This is a genomic window from Pseudoalteromonas sp. BSi20480, assembly GCF_000241365.1.
GTDB lineage: Bacteria > Pseudomonadota > Gammaproteobacteria > Enterobacterales > Alteromonadaceae > Pseudoalteromonas > Pseudoalteromonas marina.
In genome coordinates, this window is sequence record NZ_BADX01000027.1 from 1 (window position 1) to 2,613 (window position 2,613).

At 40.1% G+C, this 2,613-nt stretch carries 2 protein-coding genes; both read left to right on the forward strand.

Going from position 1 to position 2,613, the window contains the following annotated elements:
* Window positions 1-216: 216 nt before the first annotated feature.
* Window positions 217-1,767, forward strand: coding sequence for an IS21 family transposase (gene istA, locus P20480_RS14850; protein ID WP_008466912.1), 1,551 nt, complete (start codon window positions 217-219; stop codon window positions 1,765-1,767).
* Window positions 1,768-1,778: 11 nt separating this feature from the next.
* On the forward strand, window positions 1,779-2,534 hold the full coding sequence (gene istB, locus P20480_RS14845) for an IS21-like element helper ATPase IstB (protein WP_008127212.1): 756 nt from the start codon (window positions 1,779-1,781) through the stop codon (window positions 2,532-2,534).
* Window positions 2,535-2,613 lie beyond the last annotated feature (79 nt).

Here is a 2,613-nt window from a genome sequence, read left to right on the forward strand (position 1 = left end):
GCATATTCTCTCCAGCTTTGATCACCCAATTGCATTAACTTTGATCGCTTATTCTCATTAAGCTTTGATCACTAAAATCACTTGTAAATGATCACATTTATGCTCTTAATGATTTTGCCGATCAAAGCTTAATACCACTCGTAACCGAGTTCACGTTTTATCATTTTTGTAGGTGTGTTAAACCGTTATCTGAATCGTTTGATGAGGATAACAACAATGACAACAAGACCTATATCTATGAGTAAATTACATTCCATTTTACGGCTGAAGTACTCAGCACAATTATCCCATCGAGAGATTGCCAGAAGTTTAAATATTTCACCTGGTACTGTGGCTAATTACCTTAAAAAGGCCAATGAGTTAGGCTTAAATCAATGGCCAATACCAGAGGATAAACAGCAAAATACATTTTTCAACACCAAACTCAAGCGCTTCTCAACGCGTAAAAAAAGACACCCAACGCCTGACTGGTTAAATATCAATAAAGACTTAAAACAACATAAACACCTAACATTACAGCTCGTATTTGATGAGTTACTTGAAAAAGTGGGTGAGCCTTATTACAGCTACAGTCACTTCTGCCGAGCTTATAAACAATGGTTAGGTACCCAGCGACTCTCAATGCGTCAGCAGCATAAAGGGGGTGAAAAGCTGTTTGTGGATTATTGTGGCCCCACAATTACCATTACTTGTCCGACGACACAAGAAAAGCGCACTGCTCAGATATTCGTTGCTGTACTAGGTGCATCAAATTATACCTATGCTGAAGCAACGTATAGTCAGCAACTTGAAGATTGGGTAATGAGTCATGCGCGTTGCTTTGAATTTTTAGGCGGCGTTCCTGACGTTGTTATTCCCGATAATCTCAGAAGTGCTGTCAGTAAAACCTGTCGCTACGAGCCTGATTTAAATCCGACGTACCACCAGTTAGCCGAGTACTTTAACGTTGCTGTCATTCCGGCTAGACCTTATAAACCCAAAGATAAATCGAAGGCTGAAGTCGGCGTACAAATTGTTGAGCGTTGGATCATGGCACGCTTACGTAACCAAACCTTCCACAGCTTAGCGCAACTCAATCATGAAATAGCAAAGCTACTGGATATGATGAACAATAAGGTGATGAAGCAATATCAACAATCACGCAAACAGCTATTTGATATGGTGGATAAAAACGCATTAAAGCCATTGCCTGAAAAGCCCTATCAATATACACAAATCAAAACAGTACGTGTGCATATTGATTACCATGTTGAAATAGAAAAACATTACTACAGCGTGCCTTATCTGTGGGTTAAAAAACAATTACGCGCACACATATCCAATCAACTCGTGCAGCTTTATTATGACGGCACTTTAATAGCACAGCATCCTCGCTCAAACCGTTTAGGCGGACATACGACACAGACACATCATATGCCAAAGGCGCATCAAAAACAGCATGAGCAGTCACCGATAAATTTACGCTCATGGGCATTGAGTATCGGTGATTATACTCATCAAGTCGTTGAATTATTGCTTAATAGCAAACGTCATCCAGAGCAAGCTTATCGCACCTGTTTAGGGGTATTAAGTTTAGCTAAAACGTATTCAAAAGAACGCCTCGAGCGAGCATGTTACCGAGCAATTTGCATGAATACGACCACACACAGATCTATTAAGCAAATGCTGCAAAAAGGGTTAGACCAACAACCATTACCCACACTCCAAACAGAGCCAGAAAAGCCAATTACACACAGCAACATACGTGGCACAGATTACTACCATTAAGGAATGTAAACATGATAGAAACAATTAATCAGCAACTTCAATTGCTCAAGTTATCGGGTATAAAGCAAGCACTCAAGCAGCAGCTTGAACAGCCAAACCTATATCAAGAACAAAGCTTTATAGAGCGCGTCAGTTTATTGCTAACACATGAAATTGATACGCGTGACCAAAGAAAAATAGAGCGACTGGTGCGACAAGCAAAATTCCGCGTACCGGGTCAGTTAAATCAACTCATTTACTCGCCGAAGCGCAATCTAGATAAAGCACAAATACGCAGCCTCAGCCAAAGCACCTGGCTGGGTTTACATCAGAATATATTAATTACAGGCGCCACAGGCTGTGGCAAAACCTACCTCGCGTGTGCCTTGGGTCACGAGCACTGTTTACAAGGAAAAAGTGTCTTCTATATTCGATTAAAAGAATTACTTGAAAGTCTATTTCTAGCACAGGCCGATGGCAGTTATCGAAAATTATTGGGTAAACTCATTAAATACGACTTACTTATTTTAGACGATTGGGGGCTAGAGCCACTCAGTGCTCAGCAACGAAGCGACTTACTTGAATTAGTCGATGCTAGATATGGTTATAAATCACACATCATCATTAGTCAGTTACCACAGGAAAATTGGCACCAAATGATCGGCGAATCAACGCACGCTGATGCTATTTTAGATAGGCTGATTCATGGTGCAATTAAGTTGAATTTAAAAGGAGAATCGATACGAAAACAGTTAAATGAATTGACTGATGATGATCAGTTAAGTTAATTTAAAAATGGCTCTACAAAATGATAAATCAAGCGATCAAAGCTGATGAGAATCGGTGATCAAAGTCATGAGAATACGC